General features: G+C 62.0%; 20 protein-coding genes. 16 read left to right on the top strand and 4 right to left on the bottom strand.

The window, feature by feature from the left end; all coding sequences use genetic code 11:
• Positions 1 to 8 precede the first annotated feature (8 nt).
• On the top strand, positions 9 to 548 hold the full coding sequence (gene moaB, locus AACY30_RS19975; RefSeq protein ID WP_049709269.1) for a molybdenum cofactor biosynthesis protein B: 540 nt from the start codon (positions 9 to 11) through the stop codon (positions 546 to 548).
• The gene (locus AACY30_RS19970) at positions 532 to 1,758 is read left to right on the top strand and encodes a molybdopterin molybdotransferase MoeA (RefSeq protein ID WP_339540998.1); all 1,227 of its coding nucleotides are present in this window, start codon (positions 532 to 534) and stop codon (positions 1,756 to 1,758) included. Before moaB ends, AACY30_RS19970 begins: the two co-directional genes overlap by 17 nt.
• Before the next feature lie 42 nt (positions 1,759 to 1,800).
• On the opposite strand, the gene AACY30_RS19965 is transcribed toward AACY30_RS19970, so the two are convergent.
• Together AACY30_RS19965 and fliK are read right to left on the bottom strand one after the other, a co-directional pair.
• A complete protein-coding gene (locus AACY30_RS19965) occupies positions 1,801 to 2,130 on the bottom strand; it encodes an EscU/YscU/HrcU family type III secretion system export apparatus switch protein (protein ID WP_033901402.1) in 330 nt (109 codons plus the stop codon).
• Positions 2,127 to 3,704, bottom strand: coding sequence for a flagellar hook-length control protein FliK (gene fliK / locus AACY30_RS19960; protein ID WP_339540997.1), 1,578 nt, complete (start codon positions 3,702 to 3,704; stop codon positions 2,127 to 2,129). The genes AACY30_RS19965 and fliK overlap by 4 nt, the downstream gene beginning before the upstream one ends.
• Positions 3,705 to 3,904: 200 nt before the next feature.
• On the opposite strand from fliK, the gene ccmA reads away from it, so the two are divergent.
• From ccmA to AACY30_RS19910, 10 genes are all read left to right on the top strand, one after another.
• The gene (ccmA, locus tag AACY30_RS19955; RefSeq protein ID WP_339540996.1) at positions 3,905 to 4,540 is read left to right on the top strand and encodes a cytochrome c biogenesis heme-transporting ATPase CcmA; all 636 of its coding nucleotides are present in this window, start codon (positions 3,905 to 3,907) and stop codon (positions 4,538 to 4,540) included.
• Entirely contained in the window at positions 4,537 to 5,205 is a 669-nt protein-coding gene (ccmB, locus tag AACY30_RS19950; protein WP_339414719.1) for a heme exporter protein CcmB, read from the top strand. Before ccmA ends, ccmB begins: the two co-directional genes overlap by 4 nt.
• An 86-nt stretch (positions 5,206 to 5,291) precedes the next feature.
• Positions 5,292 to 6,047, top strand: a complete 756-nt coding sequence (locus AACY30_RS19945) for a heme ABC transporter permease (RefSeq protein ID WP_339540995.1) — start codon at positions 5,292 to 5,294, stop codon at positions 6,045 to 6,047.
• Positions 6,044 to 6,220, top strand: a complete 177-nt coding sequence (gene ccmD / locus AACY30_RS19940; protein WP_049709263.1) for a heme exporter protein CcmD — start codon at positions 6,044 to 6,046, stop codon at positions 6,218 to 6,220. Before AACY30_RS19945 ends, ccmD begins: the two co-directional genes overlap by 4 nt.
• Positions 6,217 to 6,672 carry a cytochrome c maturation protein CcmE gene (gene ccmE, locus AACY30_RS19935; RefSeq protein WP_065872700.1) on the top strand — a complete coding sequence of 152 codons (456 nt, stop codon included), beginning with the start codon at positions 6,217 to 6,219 and terminating at the stop codon, positions 6,670 to 6,672. Before ccmD ends, ccmE begins: the two co-directional genes overlap by 4 nt.
• 3 nt (positions 6,673 to 6,675) lie before the next feature.
• Positions 6,676 to 8,664: a heme lyase CcmF/NrfE family subunit gene (locus AACY30_RS19930; protein WP_339540994.1), complete on the top strand. Its 1,989-nt coding sequence runs from the start codon at positions 6,676 to 6,678 to the stop codon at positions 8,662 to 8,664.
• Positions 8,661 to 9,197 carry a DsbE family thiol:disulfide interchange protein gene (locus AACY30_RS19925; RefSeq protein ID WP_339414715.1) on the top strand — a complete coding sequence of 179 codons (537 nt, stop codon included), beginning with the start codon at positions 8,661 to 8,663 and terminating at the stop codon, positions 9,195 to 9,197. The genes AACY30_RS19930 and AACY30_RS19925 overlap by 4 nt, the downstream gene beginning before the upstream one ends.
• The gene (locus AACY30_RS19920) at positions 9,194 to 9,667 is read left to right on the top strand and encodes a cytochrome c-type biogenesis protein (RefSeq protein WP_043050428.1); all 474 of its coding nucleotides are present in this window, start codon (positions 9,194 to 9,196) and stop codon (positions 9,665 to 9,667) included. Before AACY30_RS19925 ends, AACY30_RS19920 begins: the two co-directional genes overlap by 4 nt.
• On the top strand, positions 9,660 to 10,847 hold the full coding sequence (ccmI, locus tag AACY30_RS19915) for a c-type cytochrome biogenesis protein CcmI (RefSeq protein ID WP_339540993.1): 1,188 nt from the start codon (positions 9,660 to 9,662) through the stop codon (positions 10,845 to 10,847). The genes AACY30_RS19920 and ccmI overlap by 8 nt, the downstream gene beginning before the upstream one ends.
• A 16-nt stretch (positions 10,848 to 10,863) precedes the next feature.
• On the top strand, positions 10,864 to 11,259 hold the full coding sequence (locus AACY30_RS19910; RefSeq protein ID WP_339470383.1) for a hypothetical protein: 396 nt from the start codon (positions 10,864 to 10,866) through the stop codon (positions 11,257 to 11,259).
• A gap of 175 nt (positions 11,260 to 11,434) precedes the next feature.
• On the opposite strand, the gene AACY30_RS19905 is transcribed toward AACY30_RS19910, so the two are convergent.
• A complete protein-coding gene (locus tag AACY30_RS19905) occupies positions 11,435 to 11,584 on the bottom strand; it encodes a DUF6124 family protein (protein ID WP_339470381.1) in 150 nt (49 codons plus the stop codon).
• Between the two features lie 396 nt (positions 11,585 to 11,980).
• Here AACY30_RS19905 and phnN point away from each other — a divergent pair, with 396 nt between their 5' ends.
• Positions 11,981 to 12,553, top strand: coding sequence for a phosphonate metabolism protein/1,5-bisphosphokinase (PRPP-forming) PhnN (gene phnN / locus AACY30_RS19900; protein ID WP_339470378.1), 573 nt, complete (start codon positions 11,981 to 11,983; stop codon positions 12,551 to 12,553).
• Between the two features lie 71 nt (positions 12,554 to 12,624).
• On the opposite strand, the gene AACY30_RS19895 is transcribed toward phnN, so the two are convergent.
• Positions 12,625 to 13,311, bottom strand: coding sequence for an ArsR/SmtB family transcription factor (locus AACY30_RS19895; protein ID WP_339470376.1), 687 nt, complete (start codon positions 13,309 to 13,311; stop codon positions 12,625 to 12,627).
• 74 nt (positions 13,312 to 13,385) lie between these two features.
• Here AACY30_RS19895 and AACY30_RS19890 point away from each other — a divergent pair, with 74 nt between their 5' ends.
• The 3 genes from AACY30_RS19890 (at position 13,386) to AACY30_RS19880 (ending at position 15,222) form a co-directional block, all read left to right on the top strand.
• Positions 13,386 to 14,507 carry a cytochrome P450 gene (locus AACY30_RS19890; RefSeq protein WP_339540992.1) on the top strand — a complete coding sequence of 374 codons (1,122 nt, stop codon included), beginning with the start codon at positions 13,386 to 13,388 and terminating at the stop codon, positions 14,505 to 14,507.
• A 110-nt stretch (positions 14,508 to 14,617) separates the two neighbouring features.
• Positions 14,618 to 14,806 (top strand): type II toxin-antitoxin system HicA family toxin, encoded by a 189-nt coding sequence (locus AACY30_RS19885; RefSeq protein WP_339541009.1) that lies wholly within the window; start codon positions 14,618 to 14,620, stop codon positions 14,804 to 14,806.
• Positions 14,807 to 14,817: 11 nt separating this feature from the next.
• Complete coding sequence (locus AACY30_RS19880; RefSeq protein ID WP_339540991.1) at positions 14,818 to 15,222, top strand: type II toxin-antitoxin system HicB family antitoxin; 405 nt, start codon at positions 14,818 to 14,820, stop codon at positions 15,220 to 15,222.
• Positions 15,223 to 15,409 lie beyond the last annotated feature (187 nt).

Below are 15,409 nucleotides of genomic sequence, written 5' to 3'. Positions count from 1 at the left end.
ACCGTGCCATGAACGCCAAGGCAGATGCGCCCTTCGTACCCCTGAATATCGCTGTACTGACCGTCAGTGACACCCGCACCCTGGACACCGACACCTCGGGCCAGGTCTTCGTCGACCGTCTCACCGCCGCAGGCCATCACCTGGCCGAGCGCGTGCTGCTTAAGGACGACCTTTACAAAATCCGCGCCCAAGTCGCCCACTGGATCGCCGAAGACGTGGTGCAAGTGGTGTTGATCACCGGCGGCACCGGCTTCACCGGCCGTGACAGCACGCCTGAGGCCGTCAGTTGCCTGCTCGATAAACAGGTCGACGGATTTGGCGAACTGTTCCGCCAGATTTCCGTGGCTGATATCGGCACTTCTACCGTGCAGTCCCGCGCATTGGCAGGCTTGGCCAATGGCACCCTGGTGTGCTGCCTGCCGGGTTCCACCAATGCGGTGCGTACCGGTTGGGATGGCATCCTCGCCGAGCAGTTGGACAACCGTCATCGCCCGTGCAACTTCGTGCCGCACCTGAAGCAGGCCGAGCCTTGTGAATCCCGTGGGTAAGCCTGGCAAGACCGGCGCCCTGATGCCGGTGGAAGAGGCATTGCAACAACTGCTGGCGATGGCCGAAGCCGCGCCGATCCGCGAGCAGGAAACGCTGCCCCTGGCTGACTGCGATGGCCGTGTATTGGCCCAAGACCTGATCTCTACGCTCGACCTGCCGCCTTGGCCGAACAGCGCCATGGACGGCTACGCCGTGCGCTTGGCGGACTGGACCGGGGAACCGTTGGTCGTGAGCCAGCGCATCTTCGCCGGTCAGGCGCCACAGCCCCTGGCCACCGGTACTTGCGCGCGGATCTTCACCGGCGCGCCGGTTCCCGAAGGTGCTGACTGTGTGGAAATGCAAGAGAACGCTGTGGTCCACGCCGACGAGCGCGTGAGCTTCACCGAAGCCCTGCACATCGATCAGAACATCCGCCCCCAAGGCCAGGAAACCACCGTAGGCGAGCTTGTGTTAACGGCCGGCACGCGCCTGGGCCCGATTGAACTGGGGCTGGCCGCTTCCCTCGGCCGTGATTGCCTGGAAGTCGTACGCCGACCGCGCGTGGCGGTGTTGTCCACCGGCGATGAATTGATCGAGCCGGGCTTGCCGCTCGGGCCGGGGCAGATCTACAACAGCAACCGGCGCGTGCTCTGCTCATGGCTGGCGCGCATGGGGTGCGAAGTGATCGACGCTGGCATCCTGCCCGATGATCTAAACCTGACTCGCACTCGCCTGGCCGATTTGGGCAATGTCGACTTGATCCTGTCGACCGGCGGTGTGTCGGTAGGCGAGGCGGATTTCCTCGGCATTGCCCTGCGTGAAGAGGGTGAGCTGGCGCTGTGGAAACTCGCGATCAAGCCAGGCAAGCCGCTGACCTTCGGCCACTTCCGAGGCGTGCCGGTGATCGGCTTGCCGGGTAACCCGGCCTCGACGTTGGTGACTTTCGCACTGCTGGCGCGCCCTTATTTGCTGCGCCGCCAAGGTGTGGCGGATGTGGAGCCGCTGCGCTTTGAAGTGCCGGTGGGGTTCACCTGGCCCAAACCGGGCAACCGTCGCGAATACCTGCGCGGACGCATCGAGCAGGGCAAGGCAATCATCTACCGTAACCAGAGCTCGGGCGTACTGCGCAGTGCGGCGTGGGCAGAAGGGTTTGTGGAGGTGTTGGAAGGCACGACGCTGGAGGTGGGTGACCGGGTCAATTTCATCCCGCTCAGCGAAGTCCTGAACTGACAATACAGAGCCAATGTGGGAGCTGTGTGTGTCCGGGAGAACTCAGTAGTCATCCCCGCGTTCGGTCACGTCGCGTTCCACTGGCGCGGCATGCGGGTCATACCCCACCGGAAACTTGCCCTTCAACGTCCATGCAAACGCAATGATCTCGGCAATTGTGCGGTACAACTCCTCCGGAATGCTGTCTCCCAGCTCCATCCGCGCCAGCAGCTTCACCAGCTCGGCGTTTTCATAGATGGGCACTTCATTTTCACGCGCCAACTTCAGGATCGCTTCGGCCAGGGCATCATCGCCCTTGGCCGTCAGGGTAGGTGCTTGCTGGCCGTCGTACTTCAGGGCAATCGCTTGGCGCGGTGGCGTAGGGTTTTTCATGCGGTCTCATCCACCCAGCGTTGTTCCAGTCCAGTTTTGGGCCCGCGCGGCGGGGTGCCGAGGTGGCAATCGAGGTCACCGACGTTGAGGCCCGAGGTCACCAGGCGTTCGCGCAGGTTGCTCAAGTGGCTTTCGATCAGGCTGGCGGTGAATGGCCGGGTCGCCCACAGCTGGCTGGACAGTTTGCCCTGGCTCAATTGCGCCTGGACCTGCAACGGCCCCAGTGGCTCCATATCGAAGGCCAACTCGACGCGCCAGAGCATCTGTTTGGCGTCCTTCTTGTCTTTGCGTTCGGGCTGGTCTTTGTCCGGCGCCGGTTCTTCGCGTTGGAACTTGACCTGCAAGGGCACGATGTCCTGCAGGGTGCGCATAGGGATTTCCAACTGCCACGTGGTTTGCAGGCGACCGTCGGCGGTGGTGCCGGTCTGCTCCAGGCTCGACAGCTGATGGCTCTGCAACCGTGAAATCGCCCCGGCGGCCAGGCGCAGCAGGTTTTCCAGGTCGCCTTCGCCTTCCAGCTTGGCCATCAGGCGTTCGGGCAGCGGGAAGCCAGCGGGTAGCTGTCGGGCGCTGACCTGGCCGAGGGTGTTCAGCGGGCTGCGTACAAAGTTGGGCAGCACCTGGGCCAGGGTATTGGCGGCGAGGATGGCATTCAGGTTGGTGCTGGCGGGCAGGGCGGGCAACAAGTCCGCGACCAGGCGCAGCAAGGCACCTTTCATGTCCAACGGGGGAATTTGCGGGTTTTGCCCGGCGAGCAGCTTGGCTTCAAGAAACGCCCCGCTGTTCTGGATGACTTGCGCGAGTACCTTGGGGTTGCTGACCTGGGCCAAATCCGGCAAGGCGGCCAGCAAACGATCGGCGGCGGCGCGCAGGTCGGCGGAGGTGCTGTCGCCGCGCGGCAGGTTTTGCAGCGCAGTGAACACCGCATCCAGCGAGCCTTGGCGACTTCGTTGGGTCGACAGTTGCTGCGTGACGGCCAACTGATCCTTGAGCCCGCTCAAGGGCACAAAGCTCAAGGTCTGCGTGTTCTGCACCACGGCACTGAGCAGGCTGCCGACACGCAGCGGCTGCGGGCTTTCCACGGTCAGGGTGGCGCCCGTCAGTGCGCTGTTGAGCACGGTCACCAGTGAGCGGTAAATCGCTGGTTGCGCCGTGCCTTGGGGCAGCATTTGGGTGGTCAGCACCTTGGCCTGCAACAGCGTGCCCACTGGCGTCTGGTGGGTATCGATGCGGGTGAGGGCGGCGACATTCGCGCTCAAGGCCTGCTGCAGGCTGAGGGTCAGGTTGCCGGCGGGCGTCTGGCTCACCGCGACATTGCTGCCCAGCGGCAAGGGTTGGGTGCTGCTGGCTTGCACCAGGGTCTGACGGCCACCTTCCAAGGTCAATTTGAGTAGCAACTGAAAGGCGTCGCCGCCTTGTTTCAAGGCGATCACTTCAGCGTTTGCGGTTTTCCCTGGGTCGATCAGGCCGATCTGCGGCTCCAGCAGTTTCAGCAATTCACCGGTCGCAGGCGCAGGGCTGGGCCCGGCCGCAGTAGCAGGTGGAAGCGTAGGAAGGTTGATCTCACCGGTCATCGCGCGCGTCGTCTCTGGGGAAATTGCCCTCTTTAGAGTCGGGCATCACATGTATAATGCCGCCCGTCTGCAAAGAGAGCGCTAAAAACCTCACAACTATTTGATCCAGCTCTCTAAAATCGGTCGCCGAAGCCGTTATTGTGCATTTCTCTTTAACGGCCGCTGCACCGCCGACTTGAACCGTAAAGGCCCGCGATCTTTTGACCAGCCCTCTTCTTGAAGCCGTAGCGCTCTCCTGTGAACGCGACCTGCGCCTGCTGTTCGAGCACCTCGAACTGCGGCTGGTGGGCGGCGACATGGTGCAGATCAGTGGCCCCAACGGCAGCGGCAAGACCAGTTTGCTGCGCCTGCTGGCCGGGCTGATGCAGCCGACGGCCGGCGAGGTACGCCTCAACGGCAAGCCCCTCAACGAACAACGCACCGAACTGGCACGCAACCTGATCTGGATCGGCCACGCCGCCGGCATCAAGGACGTGCTCACCGCCGAAGAAAACCTCAGTTGGCTCAGCGCCCTGCATCACCCTGCTTCGCGCGATGCCATTTGGCAGGCTCTGGCTGCTGTGGGTCTCAAGGGTTTCGAAGACGTGCCCTGCCACACCCTGTCCGCTGGTCAACAGCGCCGCGTCGCCCTGGCGCGTTTGTACCTGCCCGGCCCGCCGTTGTGGATCCTCGATGAGCCGTTCACCGCCCTCGACAAGCAAGGCGTCGCCCAGTTGGAAGGACACCTGGCCCAGCACTGCGAGCGGGGCGGTCTGGTCATCCTCACCACTCACCATACCCTCACGCGTATGCCCGCCGGTTACCGTGACCTGGACCTGGGGCGGTGGTCGGCATGAGCGTATTCGCCCTGCTGGTTGCCCGCGAAGCGCGGCTGCTGTGTCGTCGCCCGGCCGAGTTGGCCAACCCGCTGGTATTCTTCGCCATTGTCATCGCGTTGTTCCCGTTGGCGGTCGGCCCCGAGATTAAACTGTTGCAAACCTTGTCCCCTGGACTGGTGTGGGTCGCCGCACTTTTATCCGTCCTGCTCTCGCTGGACGGACTGTTTCGCAGTGATTTCGAAGACGGTTCCCTGGAACAGTGGGTCCTTTCGTCGCACCCCTTGCCACTTCTGGTACTGGCCAAGGTACTGGCACACTGGGCTTTTTCCGGCCTGGCGCTTGTCTTGCTCTCGCCGCTGCTGGCGATGATGCTGGGCCTGCCCACCGAATGCCTGCCGATCCTGCTCCTGAGCCTGCTGCTCGGTACACCGGTCCTCAGTTTGCTGGGGGCGGTGGGCGCGGCGTTGACCGTGGGTTTGAAGCGCGGCGGCCTGTTGCTGGCCTTGTTGATTCTGCCTTTGTATATCCCGGTACTGATCCTGGGCAGCGGTGCGTTGCAAGCCGCGCTCATGGGCATGCCGGCGACCGGTTACCTCTTGTGGCTGGGTAGCCTGACCGCCCTGGCGGTAACCCTGACACCTTTTGCTATAGCGGCCGGCCTGAAGATTAGCGTTGGCGAATAATGAGGTCTGACTGAACGCTATACGTTCAGTCAGTAAAGACCCTACGCTTCTTGCCACGACAAGAAGCAACCGTGATGGAAACAGCAATGAACTGGACCTGGTTTCATAAGCTCGGCTCGCCCAAATGGTTCTATGGCATCAGCGGCAAGCTGCTGCCGTGGTTGAGCATCGCCGCCGTGTTGCTGATCGGCATCGGCCTGGTCTGGGGCCTGGCCTTCGCGCCGCCGGACTATCAGCAAGGCAACAGCTTTCGCATCATCTATATCCACGTTCCCGCCGCGATGCTGGCTCAGTCCTGCTACATGATGCTGGCGGTGTGCGGCATCGTCGGCCTGGTGTGGAAGATGAAGCTCGCAGACGTCGCGCTGCAATGCGCTGCCCCCATCGGCGGGTGGATGACCGCCGTGGCGCTGGTCACCGGCGCGATCTGGGGCAAGCCGACCTGGGGTTCGTGGTGGGTGTGGGATGCGCGACTAACGTCCATGCTGATTTTGCTGTTCCTGTACTTCGGTCTGATTGCCTTGGGCAATGCGATCAGCAATCGTGACAGCGCCGCCAAGGCCTGCGCGGTGTTGGCGATTGTTGGTGTGATCAACATCCCGATCATCAAATACTCGGTGGAGTGGTGGAACACCCTGCACCAGGGCGCCACCTTCACCCTCACCGAAAAACCGGCGATGCCTGTGCAAATGTGGGCGCCGCTGCTGCTGATGGTGCTGGGGTTCTACTGTTTCTTCGGCGCCGTGCTGCTGATGCGCATGCGCCTAGCAGTGCTCAAGCGTGAAGCCCGCACCCGTTGGGTCAAGGACGAAGTGCAAAGCAGCCTGGGAGCGCGTGGATGAGTTTTGCTTCTTTCAGCGAGTTTATCGCCATGGGCCACCACGGCCTGTACGTCTGGACGGCCTATGGCATCTGCCTGGCAGTGCTGGCCCTCAACGTCGCCGCGCCGATCCTGGCCCGCAAGCGTTACCTGCAACAAGAGGCGCGTCGTTTGCGCCGGGAGACCGAAAAGTGAATCCGCTGCGTAGAAAGCGTCTGTTGATCATCCTTGCCATCCTCGCTGGCGTCGGCATTGCCGTGGCCCTGGCCTTGAGCGCTCTGCAGCAGAACATCAACCTGTTCTACACCCCGACCCAGATTGCCAACGGTGAAGCGCCTGTCGATACGCGCATCCGTGCTGGCGGCATGGTGGAGAAGGGTTCCTTGAAGCGTTCCGGCGATTCCCTGGACGTGACCTTCGTGGTCACCGACTTCAGCAAATCCGTGACCATCACCTACCGCGGTATCCTCCCGGACCTGTTCCGCGAAGGCCAGGGCATTGTCGCCCTGGGCAAGCTCAACGCCGACGGCGTGGTGGTGGCCGATGAAGTGCTGGCCAAACACGACGAAAAATACATGCCGCCAGAAGTCACCAAAGCGTTGAAAGACAGCGGCCAGTCCGCGCCAATGCCTGCCAAGGAGGGCTGAGCCATGACGTCCGCACTGTTTATTCCGGAACTGGGTCAGTTGGCGATGATCCTCGCCCTGTGCTTTGCCATCGTCCAGGCGGTGGTGCCATTGCTTGGCGCCTGGCGCGGTGACCGCCTGTGGATGAGCCTGGCGCAGCCGGCCGCCTGGGGCCAGTTCGCGTTCCTGCTGTTCGCGTTTGGCTGCTTGACCTACGCCTTCATGACCGACGACTTTTCCGTCGCCTATGTCGCCAATAACTCCAACAGCGCGCTGCCGTGGTACTACAAATTCAGCGCCGTGTGGGGCGCCCACGAAGGTTCGTTGCTGCTGTGGGCGTTGATCCTCGGCGGCTGGACCTTCGCCGTGTCGGTGTTCTCGCGCCAACTGCCGCAAGTGATGCTGGCGCGGGTGCTGGCGGTGATGGGCATGATCAGCATCGGTTTCCTGCTGTTCCTGATCATGACCTCCAACCCCTTCACGCGCATCTTGCCGCAGATCCCGGTGGACGGGCATGACCTCAACCCGCTGCTGCAAGACATCGGCCTGATCGTGCACCCGCCAATGCTTTACATGGGTTACGTGGGTTTCTCCGTGTCCTTCGCCTTCGCCATTGCCGCCTTGCTGGGCGGGCGTCTCGATGCAGCCTGGGCGCGCTGGTCGCGGCCGTGGACCATCGTCGCCTGGGCGTTTCTCGGCATCGGCATCACCCTCGGTTCGTGGTGGGCTTACTACGAACTTGGCTGGGGCGGCTGGTGGTTCTGGGACCCGGTGGAAAACGCCTCCTTCATGCCATGGCTGGTCGGCACGGCATTGATTCACTCGCTGGCCGTTACCGAAAAGCGTGGCGTGTTCAAGAGCTGGACCGTGTTGCTGGCCATCGCGGCGTTTTCCCTCAGCCTGCTCGGCACATTCCTTGTGCGTTCGGGCGTGCTGACGTCGGTGCACGCGTTTGCGTCCGACCCGGAGCGCGGCGTGTTCATCCTGATCTTCCTACTGTTTGTGGTGGGCGGCTCACTCACGCTGTTCGCCCTGCGCGCCCCGGTGGTCAAGAGCCAGGTAGGCTTCAACCTGTGGTCGCGGGAAACGCTGCTGCTGGGTAATAACCTGGTGCTGGTGGTGGCCGCGTCGATGATCCTGCTCGGCACTCTGTATCCGCTGGTGCTGGATGCCCTCAGTGGCGCCAAACTGTCGGTCGGCCCGCCGTACTTCAACGCGCTGTTTATCCCTTTGATGGGCCTGTTGATGGTGGTGATGGCGGTAGGCATGCTGGTGCGCTGGAAAGACACACCGGTGAAATGGCTGGCCGGCATGCTGATGCCAGTGTTGCTCGGCAGCGTGGCCTTGGCGGTGATCGCCGGCTTCGCTTATGGCGACTTCAACTGGGCAGTGCTCGCGACCTTCCTGCTCGCTGCCTGGGTATTGCTGGCCGGCGTGCGTGACATCTTCGACAAGACCCGCCACAAGGGCCTGCTCAAAGGCTTGCCGACGCTCACCCGCAGCTACTGGGGCATGCAGATCGCCCACATCGGTATCGCCGTCTGCGCCCTGGGCGTGGTGCTTTCCAGCCAGAACAGCGCTGAGCGCGACCTGCGCCTGGCGCCCGGTGAGTCGATGGACCTGGCCGGTTACCACTTCATCTTCGAAGGCGCCAAGCACTTTGAAGGCCCGAACTTCACGTCAGACAAAGGCACCGTGCGCGTCGTCCGCAACGGCAAGGAAATCGCCGTGCTGCACCCGGAAAAACGCCTGTACACCGTGCAGAGTTCGATGATGACCGAAGCCGGGATCGACGCCGGTTTCACCCGCGACCTCTATGTGGCACTGGGTGAACCGCTGGGGGAGGGGGCCTGGGCGGTGCGCGTGCATGTGAAACCGTTCGTGCGCTGGATCTGGTTCGGCGGTTTGCTCACCGGTTTCGGTGGTTTGCTTGCCGCGCTGGACCGGCGTTATCGGGTCAAGGTCAAGAGCCGGGTGCGTGAAGCGCTCGGCCTGCAAGGAGCGGCGGTATGAAGCGTTGGTTGATGGTTGTGCCGCTGGCTTTGTTTTTGGTGGTGGCGGTGTTCCTTTACCGCGGCTTGTACCTGGACCCGGCCGAGTTGCCCTCGGCAATGATCGGCAAACCGTTCCCCGCGTTCAGCCTGCCGACGGTGCAGGGCGACAAGACCCTGACCCAGGCCGACCTGCTGGGCAAACCGGCATTGGTCAACGTGTGGGGCACCTGGTGCATCTCGTGCCGCGTCGAACACCCGGTGCTGAACACTCTGGCCGAGAAGGGCGTGGTGATCTACGGCATCAACTACAAGGACGACAACGCAGCGGCCTTGAAGTGGCTGGCCGAGTTCCACAACCCGTACCAGTTGGATATCCGTGATGAAGACGGCAACCTCGGCCTGAACCTTGGCGTGTACGGTGCCCCGGAAACCTTCTTCATCGATGCCAAGGGCGTGATCCGCGACAAATACGTGGGTGTGATCGATGAGGTGGTCTGGCGCGAACAATTGGCCGCCAAGTACCAGGCGCTGGTCGATGAGGCCAAGCCATGAAGCGCTTGTTAGCCGCCGCTGTTCTGGCGCTGGGATTGGCTGGCGTGGCCCACGCCGCCATCGACACCTACGAATTCGCCAACGACGCCGAGCGTGAGCGTTTCCGCGACCTCACCAAGGAACTGCGCTGCCCCAAATGCCAGAACCAGGACATCGCCGATTCCAACGCGCCCATCGCCACCGACCTGCGCAGAGAGATCTTCCGCATGCTGGGGGAGGGCAAGGATGACCAGCAGATCATCGACTTCATGGTCGACCGCTACGGTGATTTCGTGCGCTACAAACCGGCCCTTACCGGCAAGACCGCGTTGCTCTGGTTCGGCCCCGCCGGGCTGTTGCTGGCCGGCGTGGTGGTGATGGCCGTGATCGTGCGCCGCCGCCGCGCCGCGCCTACCGATGGTTCCGACGCGCTGTCCCCTGAAGAGCGTAAACGTCTCGACCAATTGCTGGACACCAAGACTGATGATTGATTTCTGGCTCGCAGCCGGCTTGCTGCTACTGATTGCCCTGAGTTTCCTGTTGATCCCTGTGTTGCGTGGCCGCCGTGCCCAGCGTGAAGAGGACCGCACCGCGCTGAACGTGGCGCTGTATCAGGAACGCGTCGCCGAGCTGCAAGTGCAGCAGGACGAAGGCGTGCTGAATGCCGCGCAACTCGACAGCGGCCGTGCCGAGGCTGCTCGCGAACTGCTGGCTGACACCGAAGGCGTGGAAAAGCCTCGTGAATCGCGTTTGGGCAAACCGCTGCCATTTCTGGCGGCCTTTTTGGTGCCTGTCCTGGGCGTTGCGCTGTACCTGCATTACGGCGCGAGCGACAAGGTCGAACTGACCCGCGAATTCTCCCAGCCGCCGGTGTCCATGGAAGACATGACCCAGCGCCTGGAACGCGCCGCCGCCGCCCAGCCGGACTCTGCGCAAGGCTTGTACTTCCTCGGTCGCGCCTATATGGCCCAGGACCGCTCGGCCGATGCAGCCAAAGTCTTCGAACGCACTGTGGCGTTGGCTGGCCGCCAGCCGGAACTGCTCGGGCAGTGGGCGCAGGCCCAGTACTTTGCCGACAATAAACAGTGGTCGCCGAAGGTCCAGGCGCTAACTGACGAAGCGTTGAAGCTTGACCCGAAGGAAGTCACCAGCCTTGGCCTGCTGGGTATCGCGGCGTTTGAAGGCCAGCGTTATCAGGAAGCGATCGATTACTGGAACCGTCTGCTGGCGCAACTGCCGCCGGGAGACAATTCCCGTGCGGCGCTGCAAGGCGGCATCGACCGTGCGGCCGAGAAGCTGAAAGAGAGCGGCGGCACCGTCGCCCCTCAAAAATCCGTGATGAAAGTCCGGGTGGACGTGTCCGCCGAGGTGAAGGCCAAGGCGCTGCCAACCGACAGCGTATTCATCTTCGCCCGCGCCGTGAAAGGTCCGCCGGCACCGTTGGCAGCCAAGCGCGTCACCGTCGCCGAACTGCCGATCACCGTCGAACTGGGCGATGCCGACGCGATGATGCCGCAGTTGAAACTGTCGAACTTCCCTGAAGTCCAACTGGTTGCGCGCATATCCCGGGCAGGTCTTCCGACCGCTGGCGAGTGGATCGGCCGCAGCCAAGCCCTGGGCAGCAGCACCACTGCGCTGCAGCATCTGACCATCGACAGTCCGGATAAGTAAACTTGAGGAAACGCCTATGACCGCACTCGCACGCATCACCCTGCTCAGCCTGGTATTGGGCCTGAGCGCTTGTGCGGTCCACCGGCCACCTCCTGCGCCTACCGGCCCGACCATCCCACCGTCGGGCCCGTCTACCCAGCCAGGCACCAAACCCTCCGGTCCGGTGACCCCGCCGCCGAAGCCAGTGCCAACCCAATCGCCAACCTTCGCACCACCTCCAGGCGCCGCCAGCCACTGGGACGGCAAGATGCAGGTGTATGTGCTGGAAGAGCAACCCGACACCTTCTACCGCCAGCGCACGTATTACCGCTGGAGCAACGGCTGGAGCCGCTCCATCAGCCCGAACGGGCCGTGGGAAGAGACCGACGTGCAGGGCGTGCCGCCGGGGTTGAGCAAGCACTACGCGCAATGACAACAGGCGACCTTCGGGTCGCCTTTTTTTGATCGCTCCCACGCTCCGCGTGGTAACGCATCCCGTGACGCTCTGCGTCACCTCGCGCAAGGCTCAAGCCCTACGCCAACTTAAGGACGCAGAGCGTCCCAGGCGGCATTCCCACGCAGAGCATGGGAACAATCATTTCAGGCCGTCAGGCCACGGGACACTCCCGATTCAGCGCCTCGTCCACCAATAACTGCGCGATCTCGATCATCTGCACCACCGCCAACACCTGTTTACGGCCCGAGCCCTCCAGATGCTCGGCGCAGTCGTACGCACAGACAGTCGCCGATTCAAGCACCTCGCTGGCATTACTCAGAGCAGCTTCGGTGCTGAGGCCGGGGCGGACGGTGAAGATTACGTTGGGGGGTGTTTTTTTGGTGGGGGGCACCCGAAGTGGATGGCGCGGGGTTAGGCGTGACTTTTTTCATGGCGAAGCTCCTATGAATGAGCCCCTCCATCTCGCTACCACACCCGTTCGCTGATTTTGCAGCGCCCAGCGAAGAGAAGCGGCGAGGTTGATCGGACGCAACCCGAAATCTGTGTAGGGCAGGTCCTAGCGATGGCTCAGCGCTTCCATCTAGTGCGCTACTGTCATAACAACGAAATACCAGATGGCGAACGGGTCGCACTCGGGTAAGGTGGCCGCCGCCGGCCCACTGACCGGGGACCGGCGACCAGCAAAGAGGGTGTGTTGATGGCAGGCAGGTTGATCTATCTCATCGGACCATCGGGTTCGGGCAAGGACAGCCTGTTGGATGCCGCACGACCGCGTTTGGTCGAGCGCGGTTGCCGCATCGTGCGCCGCGTCATCACCCGTTCGGCGGAAGCGGTGGGCGAGGCCGCGAAAGGTGTTAGCCCGGCGCAATTTGCAGCGCTGGAAGCGGCGGGCGCGTTTGCGTTGAGTTGGCAGGCGAATGGGTTGTGCTATGGCATTCCCAAGGAGATCGACGACTGGCTGGCCGCAGGCGAAGACGTACTGGTCAACGGCTCCCGTGCTCACTTGGCGCAAACCCGTGAGCGCTATCCCACCTTGCTGGTGTTGCTGCTGACGGTTGATCAAGCCATATTGCGCCAGCGGTTGGTCGCGCGGGGGCGTGAAGCTCTGGCAGATATCGAAGCGCGCCTGGCGCGCAATGCGCAATTCACTGCCGAACTGATTGCCGGCAATGGCTCAGGGTTGTTCGTGCTGGATAACTCCGGCCCGTTGGAGCATACGGTCGAGCGCTTGCTGTGCTGCCTGGATCATGGCCATTCGGCATGCGCATGACCGAGCTGGCTTGCCAGCGAAGATGTTGCGGATACATCGCTGGTAGTGACCCGACAGCCCGCTCACTACATTCAGGTTTCTATTCCGAATCGGCTAGCCAGTGCCTTTCGTCCCTTGGGCGTCAAGCCGAGTGCCCGGGTATCCAGGTCCTGTGTCACCCATTCCCGGCGGATCACGCTTTGGAGCAATGCCGCACCCAATGCTCCCGCCAAATGCGGACGGCGCATGCTCCAGTCCAGGCAGGCACAGGCAAAATGCCGGCGCTGTGAACGCAGTGCGACGACATCCACCCCGAGGTCGATCATGGCTTTTTCACCTGTCAGGCTGAGCTGGTAAGTACCCTCGCCAATCAGCCAGCCCGCTGCGATGAAATGGTCATGTAGCTGCACCGCCAGCGTGCCGGCCATGTGGTCGTAACAGGTGCGCGCGAACTGCAAGCGGGTGGGTGTGCTCGGCACAAAGGCGTTGGCGCTGTGGCGGCTGATGACCATCAACCCTTCGATGGCCTGGGCGATGTGCGGGCCTGTCAGGCTGTAGTAACGGTGGCGCCCCTGGGTGTGCAACATGATCAGGCCCTGGTCCTTGAGCCTGGCCAAGTGGGCGCTGGCGGTGGAGGTACTCACTTCAGCGATCACCGCCATTTCGGTGCTGGTGCGCGCATGGCCGTCCATCAACGCGCAGAGCATTTTCGTACGCGCAGGTTCTGCAATCGCGCCGGCGATTTGCGAGAGGGCGGCGTCAGGGTCGTGGCCGTTCATATTTCGTTCCTGAGCGAATCGTTACCGTGCGGGGTGGCTGATAGTACCGATTCTTTTAGAACAGGACGTGCCGAATGACACCGCTGCAAGCTGCGACCCATGCTGACCCTTATGATTACTACGCTCGCTTGCGGCGCAATGCCGGCCTGCTGTTCGATGCCGACCTCGGGCTGTGGATAGCCAGTTGCGCGAAGACGGTCGAGGCCGTTTTGGCGCATCCTGACTGCTGCGTACGCCCGCTGGATGAGCCGGTTCCGGCCGCGATTGCACAACGAGTGGCGGGCCAGGTATTTGCTCGGCTGATGCGCATGAATGAAGGCGTGGCCCATCGCTGCCCGAGAGCGGTGATGGAGCCTGCATTGGCTGCTTTGGATGCGCAACGTATAGCCCTCGACGTGGAGCAGCTCAGTGCCGGCGTGAACAATCTGGATGCGTGGATGTTCACCTTGCCGGTATCGGTGGCTGCACGTCTGCTGGGCTTGCCTGATGAGCAGTTGCAGATCGTTGCCGGCCTGACGCGGAACTTCGTGGCCTGCCTGTCGCCGTTGAGCAACGAAGCCCAACTGCGCAGCGCCGATGCCGGGGCATCACAGCTGCGGCAGATGTTCAGCGGGGTGCTTGAGCAAACGGTGTTGTTGTCATCTATCCGCGCGGGCGATTGGAAAGACGCCGAGGTGATGTCTGCCAACCTGATTGGGTTGTTGTCGCAGACCTGTGAAGCAACCGCTGGCCTGATTGGTAATTCGCTGGTGTTACTTTCGCGACGACCTGACTTGGTTGAACGGGTTAAGCGTGAGCCCACACTGGCGATCGCACTGGTGCAAGAAGTGGCGCGCTTCGACTCGCCCGTGCAGAACACGCGGCGATTCGTGGCACGGCGCTGCACGATTGGCCGTTGGGTACTGGAGGCGGGGGACACTGTTTTAGTCCTGTTGGCGTCCGCCAACCGCGACAGCGATGCACATTCGCAGCCCGATAGCTTTGTGCTTGAACGCCCGCAGCGACGGCTGTTCAGTTTTGGCTTGGGGCGCCACCAGTGCCCAGGCCAGACGCTCGCGCTGACTATTGCCGCGCAGGCCATTGTGCAATTGCTGCGTCGTCAGCCGGCCGTGCTCGAGCACGCTTGCCAGCAAGGCTACTGGCCGTCCCTCAATGGCCGTATCCCCAGGTTCAACGCCGCGCCGGTTAGCTCGTAAAGCTGGCTTTCAACATCCCGCAAAACAACCGCCAGTCAGCCTTCCGTATTTTGTGCTTGAGTAAAGATAACTCTAGGGTTATTTATTCAGGCCAAGCCAACGAGGCTGAAGTGCAAAGCCGGTTATTGATCAAGGAACTGCAAGAGGCAGGTTTGGTGTTGGATCGGGTCACGGGCAGTCATCCTATTTTTACCCATCGCTATAACCCGTACACGATTCCAGTACCTCATCCGAAAAAGGACCTGCCGCTGGGCACCGTCACAAGCATCAGGAAACGCGCAGGCTTGTTTCAGTTTTAAGGAGAGCATTCATGCAATACCCAATCTGTATCGAATGGGGCGATGACTTTACCGCCACCGGTATCCAGATCCCCGATATTCCAGGTGCAGTCACCGCCGGGGACCGTTTTGAAGAGGCCTACAACGCCGCTGTGGAAGTGGCGCACATCCTGTTGCAGGAGATCGCCGCAGAGGGCGGGCCGATACCGATGCCAACGTCGGTGGCCAACTATCACGCGCACGACGACTACGTCGGAATGGGCTGGGGGATGTTGGAGTTGGACATCTCGCCCTATCTGGGCAAGACCGAAAAGGTCAATGTGACTTTGCCAGGTTATGTCATCCAGCGCATCGACCGGTATGTGCGTGAGCATAAGGTCAAGAGTCGTTCTTCCTTCCTGGCAGATGCTGCGCTTGAGAAGCTGGTGCGGTCCTGAGGAAGGGTTAATGGATGTGTCCTGAGCGCTGGAAAAACGGCGTACTTGAGCAAGCATTGGTTATTTAGATTTTGTTTTTCTCTTGCAAAAACAACTCGATATCGCCCAGGCATTTGTGTTGTTGAGTGTTTAAATTGCAAAGGAATTTCTGGGTGTATCGCCTTGTGTTTCGGGGCTTACAGGTGTT

The organism is Pseudomonas sp. RA_5y_Pfl1_P24 (genome assembly GCF_963970945.1).
GTDB lineage: Bacteria > Pseudomonadota > Gammaproteobacteria > Pseudomonadales > Pseudomonadaceae > Aquipseudomonas > Aquipseudomonas tritici.
The sequence above is the reverse complement of the archived record's forward strand: the minus strand, read 5'-3'. Positions and strand labels throughout refer to the sequence as shown.

What these genes read in the sequence shown, in the direction of transcription:
- moaB (WP_049709269.1), top strand. Translation starts at nt 9, where the DNA reads ATGAACGCCAAGGCAGATGCGCCCTTCGTACCCCTGAATATCGCTGTA.
- AACY30_RS19965 (WP_033901402.1), bottom strand. Translation starts at nt 2,130, where the DNA reads ATGAAAAACCCTACGCCACCGCGCCAAGCGATTGCCCTGAAGTACGAC.
- AACY30_RS19890 (WP_339540992.1), top strand. Translation starts at nt 13,386, where the DNA reads ATGACACCGCTGCAAGCTGCGACCCATGCTGACCCTTATGATTACTAC.
- phnN (WP_339470378.1), top strand. Translation starts at nt 11,981, where the DNA reads ATGGCAGGCAGGTTGATCTATCTCATCGGACCATCGGGTTCGGGCAAG.
- AACY30_RS19920 (WP_043050428.1), top strand. Translation starts at nt 9,194, where the DNA reads ATGAAGCGCTTGTTAGCCGCCGCTGTTCTGGCGCTGGGATTGGCTGGC.
- AACY30_RS19925 (WP_339414715.1), top strand. Translation starts at nt 8,661, where the DNA reads ATGAAGCGTTGGTTGATGGTTGTGCCGCTGGCTTTGTTTTTGGTGGTG.
- AACY30_RS19930 (WP_339540994.1), top strand. Translation starts at nt 6,676, where the DNA reads ATGACGTCCGCACTGTTTATTCCGGAACTGGGTCAGTTGGCGATGATC.
- AACY30_RS19945 (WP_339540995.1), top strand. Translation starts at nt 5,292, where the DNA reads ATGAACTGGACCTGGTTTCATAAGCTCGGCTCGCCCAAATGGTTCTAT.
- ccmD (WP_049709263.1), top strand. Translation starts at nt 6,044, where the DNA reads ATGAGTTTTGCTTCTTTCAGCGAGTTTATCGCCATGGGCCACCACGGC.
- AACY30_RS19910 (WP_339470383.1), top strand. Translation starts at nt 10,864, where the DNA reads ATGACCGCACTCGCACGCATCACCCTGCTCAGCCTGGTATTGGGCCTG.
- AACY30_RS19880 (WP_339540991.1), top strand. Translation starts at nt 14,818, where the DNA reads ATGCAATACCCAATCTGTATCGAATGGGGCGATGACTTTACCGCCACC.
- fliK (WP_339540997.1), bottom strand. Translation starts at nt 3,704, where the DNA reads ATGACCGGTGAGATCAACCTTCCTACGCTTCCACCTGCTACTGCGGCC.
- ccmI (WP_339540993.1), top strand. Translation starts at nt 9,660, where the DNA reads ATGATTGATTTCTGGCTCGCAGCCGGCTTGCTGCTACTGATTGCCCTG.
- AACY30_RS19895 (WP_339470376.1), bottom strand. Translation starts at nt 13,311, where the DNA reads ATGAACGGCCACGACCCTGACGCCGCCCTCTCGCAAATCGCCGGCGCG.
- ccmB (WP_339414719.1), top strand. Translation starts at nt 4,537, where the DNA reads ATGAGCGTATTCGCCCTGCTGGTTGCCCGCGAAGCGCGGCTGCTGTGT.